The organism is Streptosporangium fragile, assembly GCF_039534445.1.
In the GTDB taxonomy this organism is placed as follows: domain Bacteria; phylum Actinomycetota; class Actinomycetes; order Streptosporangiales; family Streptosporangiaceae; genus Streptosporangium; species Streptosporangium fragile.
In genome coordinates this window covers 43,907-51,454 of the sequence record NZ_BAAAVI010000064.1, presented here as the reverse complement: position 1 = coordinate 51,454, position 7,548 = coordinate 43,907, and the positions used below count along the sequence as shown (strand labels likewise).

The 7,548-nt window shown below is 73.3% G+C and carries 7 protein-coding genes; 2 read left to right on the top strand and 5 right to left on the bottom strand.

Annotation, left to right across the window (positions count from 1 at the left end):
* Both ABD841_RS31785 and ABD841_RS31780 read right to left on the bottom strand, forming a co-directional pair.
* Positions 1-218 (bottom strand): tRNA(His) guanylyltransferase Thg1 family protein (locus ABD841_RS31785; protein WP_344979495.1); only part of this gene is annotated, 218 nt, incomplete at its 3' end.
* A gap of 461 nt (positions 219-679) precedes the next feature.
* A complete protein-coding gene (locus ABD841_RS31780; protein WP_344979493.1) occupies positions 680-1,102 on the bottom strand; it encodes a pyridoxamine 5'-phosphate oxidase family protein in 423 nt (140 codons plus the stop codon).
* A gap of 192 nt (positions 1,103-1,294) precedes the next feature.
* On the opposite strand from ABD841_RS31780, the gene ABD841_RS31775 reads away from it, so the two are divergent.
* Entirely contained in the window at positions 1,295-2,428 is a 1,134-nt protein-coding gene (locus ABD841_RS31775; protein WP_344979491.1) for a PQQ-dependent sugar dehydrogenase, read from the top strand.
* Between the two features lie 52 nt (positions 2,429-2,480).
* On the opposite strand, the gene ABD841_RS31770 is transcribed toward ABD841_RS31775, so the two are convergent.
* From ABD841_RS31770 to ABD841_RS31760, 3 genes are all read right to left on the bottom strand, one after another.
* A complete protein-coding gene (locus ABD841_RS31770; RefSeq protein ID WP_344979489.1) occupies positions 2,481-3,521 on the bottom strand; it encodes an alcohol dehydrogenase catalytic domain-containing protein in 1,041 nt (346 codons plus the stop codon).
* 328 nt (positions 3,522-3,849) lie between these two features.
* Positions 3,850-4,461 carry a CBS domain-containing protein gene (locus tag ABD841_RS31765; RefSeq protein WP_344979488.1) on the bottom strand — a complete coding sequence of 204 codons (612 nt, stop codon included), beginning with the start codon at positions 4,459-4,461 and terminating at the stop codon, positions 3,850-3,852.
* 2 nt (positions 4,462-4,463) lie between these two features.
* On the bottom strand, positions 4,464-5,165 hold the full coding sequence (locus tag ABD841_RS31760) for a CBS domain-containing protein (protein ID WP_344979486.1): 702 nt from the start codon (positions 5,163-5,165) through the stop codon (positions 4,464-4,466).
* Between the two features lie 294 nt (positions 5,166-5,459).
* Between ABD841_RS31760 and ABD841_RS31755 the strand changes: the two genes are divergently transcribed.
* The gene (locus tag ABD841_RS31755; protein WP_344979484.1) at positions 5,460-7,277 is read left to right on the top strand and encodes a GAF domain-containing sensor histidine kinase; all 1,818 of its coding nucleotides are present in this window, start codon (positions 5,460-5,462) and stop codon (positions 7,275-7,277) included.
* Positions 7,278-7,548 lie beyond the last annotated feature (271 nt).

The following is a 7,548-nucleotide window of genomic DNA, read 5'->3' as shown; positions in this document are numbered from 1 at the left end:
GCGAACACGGCGCCGGACATCTCCGCGCACAGGGCTTCGGCGACGGCGTTCATGGCGTTCACCACGGCGAAGTCGTACGGTCTGTCGGCGTGCCGTAGGAAACGGTGGAAGGCGCGGCCGTCCACGCGGACCACGGAGAAGGTGCGGCGCGGCAGCACCATGCGGGTCGGCCGCTCGTAGCCCTTGATGCGGTCACCCAGGGCGGTCTTGTCAGTCATGCGGGCTCTTTCGAAAGGGCGGATGCGTGTTCCGGTGTGCCCGTGCCGGCCCGCACGGGGCGGCCCGGTCTGTGGCGAAGGCGGCCCGGCCGGGCATCTTCGCGCGGCGGCAGCGGGTGGCGTCGGCCGGCCAGGTGTGCAGGGAAGGCTAGGGGGCGGCACTGGGAAACGGCTTGTAGATCATTGGAAGGCCTGCGGCGTCGTCATCGGAGCGGCTGTTCCGATCTCCACGACATACATGCCGATCCTCCCGGCCCGCCGGTCAAGGACGTGCGCCGCCGGTTGAACCGGGCTTCGGCTGCCGCTGCCCGCCGACCGTGGATCTGCCGTCGTTCCGGGAGGACGACATGCGGATCTCCTTCCCGGGGAAGGCCGAACAGGCGGCCGACCGGTCACCTCGCCGGCCTCCGCTTACGGGGCGCCCTGATCTGGATCCGCCGCCGCCGGACCGCTCCATGATCTCAACGGGGAACAGACTGGGACCGGATGCGGCGGCCGGAGAGCCGCTCGGTGCTGAGCACGATGAAATGGTCCCGCTTCCCCGGCATCCACGCCGCCAGCGGCAGCGCCGACAGCCGGGCGATCTCCGCGGGGTCATGGGCGGCACGCGTGCGTCCGACGGCGGTGACCGACCAGCCGGCGTGCGTCCGCGGGTCGAAGTCGTCGCTCTCGAAGGCCGCCACGGTGTCGCGGGTGGCGGCGGCCAGCTTGGATTCCGCACCGGTGCGGATGACGATGTCCTCACCGTCCAGGCAGAAGATGACTGGCTGCACCGCGGGAAGGGCACGGTCGGTGAAGACGATCCGCCCGATCGGCGTCGAGGACAGCAGTTCGAGACACTCCTCGCGGGAGAGCACGTCCAGGCCCGCTGAATCGACTTTCATGTCCTCAAGACTCACCGATCACCCGAGGCCGTGCTAAGGGACGAAGGTCCCGTCCTCTTCCGCGTTCAGCCCTCCTTGCCCGGCGTGCCCGCGCCGCGCGGGCACGCCGGGCCGGGGAACCGTCGCGGGGAGGGGAACGGTTGAGGGGACAGGAGCCCCGGCATCGGAGCCCCGACCGGAGAAGGAGTGACCATGAGAAAGAACGCGAGCCGGCTCGCGGCGGCCGCCGGCCTGGCCCTCGTGCTGGCCGCCTGCACCGGCGACCCGAACGCCGAGGTCGCGGCCTCCCCGAGCGCCGCCGCGCCGCCGCCCACCTCGCGTGCCACCAGCACTCCGGGCGGGGTTCCCGACCTCGGCGCCGGAGAGGAGGTGGCCCGCGGGATCGAGGTGCCCTGGGGGCTGGCGTTCCTGCCGGACGGCGACGCGCTCGTCGCCGAGCGCGACAGCGGCCGGGTGCTCCAGGTGCCGGCACGCGGCGGGCGGGCACGCGAGGTCTACCGGGTGCCGGACGTCGCCGCCGGCGGCGAGGGCGGCCTTCTCGGGCTCGCCGTGTCACCGGACTACGCCACCGACCGGTACGTGTACGCCTACCTCACCACCGAGTCCGACAACCGGATCGTGCGCTTCCGGCTCGACGACGACACCCCGGAGGTACTGTTCGACGGCATCGCCAACGCCTCCTTCCACAACGGCGGCCGCATCGCGTTCGGACCGGACGGGATGCTGTACGCCGGCACCGGCGACGCCGGGGAGGGCGACTCGTCGCAGGACCCCGACGGGCCGAACGGCAAGATCCTGCGGCTGACCCCGGAGGGCGACCCCGCGCCGGGCAACCCGACGCCGGGCTCGCCGGTCTACAGCCTCGGCCACCGCAACGTCCAGGGACTGGCCTGGGACGGGCGGGGGCGGCTGTTCGCGACCGAGTTCGGGCAGAACCGCCTCGACGAGGTCAACCTCATCGAGCCGGGCCGCAACTACGGCTGGCCGGAGGTGGAGGGCACCGGCGACACACGCGGCGGGCGGTTCACCAACCCGCTCGTGACGTGGTCCACGAGCGAGGCGTCCCCGTCCGGCGCCGCCATCGCCGGTGACACGCTGTACGTGGCGGCGCTACGGGGGGAGCGGCTGTGGACGGTGCCGCTGCGCGACGGCCGGACCGGCGAGCCCCGCGCCGAGCTGGCCGACCGGTACGGCCGGCTGCGCACGGTCGCCGTGGCCCCGGACGGGGCGCTCTGGCTGACCACGTCCAACACCGACGGGCGCGGTGACGTGCGCGACGGCGACGACCGGATCCTGCGCTACCCGGCCGGGCCCGGCGCGGGCTGAGGCGTCGGCGTCGGCGGCCGTCGCGAGCGCCCGGACGGGGGTGGCGCGGCGCTCAGGCACGCGTCAGCGCGACCTTCAGGGCACCGCTCCGCACGGGATCGGCGAACACCTCGTACGCCTTCACGAAGTCGTCCAGCGGGAAGCGATGGGTGACCATGTGGCCGACGTCGAGCTGCCCGTTGCCCAGCATGGTGAGCAGGTTCGAGGTGGAGAAGGTGTCGACCAGCCCGGTGGTGATGGTGACGTCACGGCTCCACAGGTCCTCCAGGTGGAGCGTGGCGGAGCGCCCGTGGACGCCGATGTTGGCCACCCGGCCGCCGGGCCGGATCAGCGTGGTGCACAGCTCGAAGGTCTCCGGCACACCCACGGCCTCCATCGCCACGTCGGCGCCCAGGCCGCCGGTCATCGAGCGGATCACCTCCAGCGGGTCGTCACCGGGCTTGACGGCGATGTCGGCGCCGAGCCGCTTGGCGGCCTGGAGCCGGCTGTCGGCCTTGTCGACCGCGATGATGTGGGAGGGGGAGTACAGGCGCGAGGTCAGGATCGCGGCCAGCCCGATCGGGCCCATCCCGACGATGACCACCGTGTCGCCCGGCCGGACCCCGCCGTTGAGCACCCCCACCTCGTAGGAGGTGGGCAGGATGTCGGCGAGCATCACGGCCGCCTCGTCGCTGACGCGGGGCGTGAGCTTGTGGGTGGACAGGTCGGCGAACGGCAGCCGCGCGTACTCCGCCTGGACGCCGTCGACGAGGTGGCCGAGGATCCAGCCGCCCCCGCCCAGGCACTGCCCGTACCGCGCCTGCCGGCAGTAGGAGCACAGGCCGCAGGCGGAGATGCACGAGGCGAGGACCCGGTCGCCCGGCTGCAGCCCGACGACGGCGTCGCCCACGTCGACCACGGTGCCGACCGCCTCGTGGCCGAGGATCCGCCCCGGCTCCACCTCGGGGACGTCGCCGCCGAGGATGTGCAGGTCCGTGCCGCATATCGTCACCGTGTCGACCTGGATGATCGCGTCACGGGGATCGCGGATCACCGGGTCGGGAACCTCGGTCCAGGCTTTGCGGCCGGAGCCCTCGTACACCAGAGCCTTCATGTTCCCCTCCCGATCCTCGGTCACGGACCCGCGCGCCGGGCGGCGCCGGGCGCGTCACGCGTTCCCTCCCAGCCTGGGGACGGGGACGGGCGCCGGGTGAGTGCCCAACGGGCACGCCGGCCAGGACGAAAGTCCCTCATCGCTCTTCCGCCGCCGCTCGTCCGGCTCGCCGGGGCCGCCCGCGGCGCCGGGGGAGTCGTCGGCCTGCACGTCGAGGCCGACTACGACCGTGACGACCTGGTGACCGTCCGGCCGTCCGATGTGATCTGCCGGAGACCTGAGACCCCGGTGCGCGTCCGGCGTCCGTCACCTCACCTGGATGCCCGGCTCACCCGGGATGCCCGACCCGGACGACGCCGGGGACCGTACGGGCGATCAGCTCGGCGATCCGGGTGTGCTCCCCGGACGCACCGGACTCGTCGGCGTCCGCGCGCACCTCCGCCACCCCGTCGCGGACGACGACGTCCCACCGGGGGCCGGAGGGATACTGCTCGCGCAGCGCGGCGATCACGTCGGCACGCAGCTCCTCGTCCGGTCGGGCCAGCACGGCGATCAGGTCCCGGCGGCTGACCATGCCCACGACGCGGTCGCCCGCGACCACCGGCAGGCTCTTGATGCGCCTGCTCACCAGGAGATCGATGAGCGTGGCCGCGTCGGTGGCCTCGGTGACGGTGACGACCTGCCGGGTCATGACCTCCTCGACGCGGCGGGGCGGGGGCGCGTCGTGCCCGGCGACCGGTCTCAGGCTCGCACGCGGATCCGGGGCGAACTCGCCGCGCAGCAGGTCCATCTCGCTGACGATCCCGACCAGGTGCCCGGCCCCGTCCAGCACCGGGACCGCGGTGATGTCGTGCGCGTGCAGGACCCTGACGGCCCGCCGTACCGTGTCGGCGGGGTGGACGGTGATCACCGGGCTGCTCATGACCTCGCGGACCAGCATCCCTACCGTCCTCCCCAGGAGGGGGCGTCGTCCACGTCCCACTCCAGCCGGTCGATCACGTCGACGACCCCGTTCACCCGGCGGGTCATCCGCGCCACGAGCTGGGCGTCGCTGCGCCGGTGCATGCGGCCGGTCAGCGTGACGATCCCGTTCGCGACGGTGACGGCGGCGTCGTTGGGCTCGACCCACAGGGAGTGCCCGAGGATCTCCTCACGCACCTCGCCGGCGACGTCGGCGTCGGTGCGGACGAAGACCTTCAGCAGGTCACGACGGCTGACGATGCCCACCAGGATCCCCTCGCCGTCCACCACGGGCAGTCTCTTGACCCCGTACTCCTCCATGAGCCGCATCGCGGTCACGATGGAGGCGTACGGCTGGACCGTGACCGCGGGAGCGGTCATCAGCTCCGCGGCGGTGTCGCCCTGGGCCTTCTCCCTGCCGTGGTCGCCCTCCTGGCCCAGGTGGTGGCGCATCCGGGCGCGCAGCGGCGGCTGGTAGCCCTCCCGGTAGTAGCGCTCCCGGAACTCCTCCTTGTGCAGCAGGTCCGCTTCGGAGACGACCCCGATGACATGTCCCTCGCCGTCCACGACGGGGACCGCGCTCACACCGTGGGCGATGAGCACTTCGGCGACATCCTTGAACGGGGTGGCGCCGTTGACCGACGCCACCTGCCTGGTCATGACGTCCTTGACCTTCACCTGCATCGCTGAACCTCCTGCCGGTGCGTGTCTGCGGGCCCGGTCCGGCGGGGCGGATCCGCCGCCGGTTCCCGTCCCGGAGCTCGGTACCGGGGGACACGTCTGTCTCCCGCCGCGCTCCCCGGGTCTCCATCACACCGCCGCGCCGGGCGGCGGGGCAGAGGCCAGAGGTCCTCGATGCCGGGGCCTTTCGACCACCGCGGCGGACCGGGCGGGCCCCGGGCGCGGTGGGTGCGCCACCGGCGCCGGCGGTTGGGGCCTGACGCGCGTGGATGTCAGACTTGACGTATGGCAAGGGGGATGCCACGAACCGTGATGCCGCACATGCACCTGGACGAACTGCCGGCGGAGTTGCGTGTGCGGCTGGAGACGGTGCTGAACACCCGGGATCGGGTGCGCGCGTTGCTGAACGCGGTGGTGTCGGTGGGCAGCGATCTGGATCTGGAGACGGTGCTGCGCCGGATCGTGGAGACCGCGGCCACGCTGGTGGACGCCACCTACGGGGCCCTGGGCGTGATCGGGGAGGCCAGCACGCTGGTGCAGTTCGTGCCGGTGGGGCTGAGCGAGGAGGAGATCGCGCGGATCGAGCACTGGCCGCACGGGCTGGGGCTGCTGGGCTTGCTGATCAAGCAGCCGCGCTCGTTGCGCCTGGCGCGTATCGCCGACCACCCGGAGTCGTTCGGCTTCCCGCCGGGACACCCGCCGATGGGGTCGTTCCTGGGCGTGCCGGTACGGGTGCGGGAGGAGGTGTTCGGGAACCTCTACCTGACGGAGAAACGCGGCGGCGGCGAGTTCGACGAGGACGACGAGGCAATCGTGGCCGCGCTGGCCGCCGCGGCGGGGGTGGCGATCGAGAACGCGTGGCTGTACGAGGAGACGCGGCGGCGGGAGATGTGGCTGCGGGCCTCGTCGGAGGTGACGACGAGCCTGCTGTCGGGCGCGGCGCCGCAGGAGGTGCTGACGGTGATCGCGCGGCGGGCGCGGGAGATGGCCGGGGCCGATGCCGTGGCGGTGCTCCTGCCGGAGGAGACCGGGCAGGCGGATCGGGCGGAGCCGGGGGAGACCGGCCGGGCGCCGGAACCCGAGGCGGAGAGGGCGCAGCCGGAGATCGGGCGGGTGCCGCCGGTGTGGGCGGGACGGGTGTTGCGGGTGGTCCTCGTCGACGGGGCGGCCGAAGAGGGCCTGGCACCCGAACCGGGGCGGACGGTGACGCAGGAGTCGCCGGCGGGGCGGGCCTTCGCCGGAGGCGAACCGGTGACGGTGGCCGATCCGGGCGGGGGGTGGCTGCCGGCGCGGGCGGCCGGGCAGACGTCGCGGGGGCCGGCGGCGGCGGTGCCGATGGGGGCCTCCGGCGCGGTACGGGGGGTGTTGTGGCTGGGCAAGCGGTCGGGGCGGATCCCGTTCAACCGGGCCGAGGTGAGCATGTTGCAGTCGTTCGCCGGGCAGGCCGCGGTGGCGCTGGAGCTGGCCGAGAGCCGGATGGACGCCGAGCGGCTGGGGCTGCTGGAGGAGCGCGACCGGATCGCCAAGGACCTGCATGACGTGGTGATCCAGCGGTTGTTCGCCGTCGCCATGACGTTGATGAGCACGGTGCCGCTGGTGGAGCGGCCGGAGGCGGTGGCGCGGGTGCAGAGCGCGATCGGCGAGCTGGACGGCACGATCCGGCAGATCCGCTCGACGATTTTCGCGCTGCAGACGCCCGCGCAGCGGGGCGAGACCGGGTTGCGGGTGCAGCTCGTCGCCCTGGTGGAGGAGGCGCGCGGCCATCTGGGCTTCATGCCGGGGTTGAGCATGGAGGGCCGGTTGGACAGCGCGGTGCCCCAGCGGGTGGCCGACCACGTGCCGGCGGTGCTGCGCGAGGCGCTGTCGAACGTGGTGCGGCACGCCCGGGCCTCCAAGGTCGAGGTGCTGGCCCGGGCGCACGAGGGCCGGCTGACCCTGGTGGTGCAGGACGACGGGGTCGGGCTCCCGGAAGGGGGCCGGCGCAGCGGTCTGCGGAACCTGCAGGACCGGGCCGAGCGCCTGGGCGGATCGTTCACGGCGGAGGCGCCGGCGCGGGGAGGCACCCGCCTGACGTGGAGCGTCCCGCTGGAGCAGCGCGGGACGTCGTCCCCGTGATCGGACGGGAGGCCGGCGCCTCGCCGGTCTCCGGCGCGTTCACAGGCCCTGATCAGGGGAATCTCTCCTGAAGATGGCTCTGCCGGCCGATTCCCGTCGGTCGACGCCGGGTGCCGTCGTCGGACGCCGGACGCGCGGGTCGTGAGGATCGAGGCCGAATCGGCCGACAGAGTCGGAGAGGGATGGACTTTCGGCTCTGAGCACGACGAACCAAGGGCCCTGGCACGCGCCGGCGCGAGGCCGGACCGTGGAGGCATGCGTCGGCCGGTGG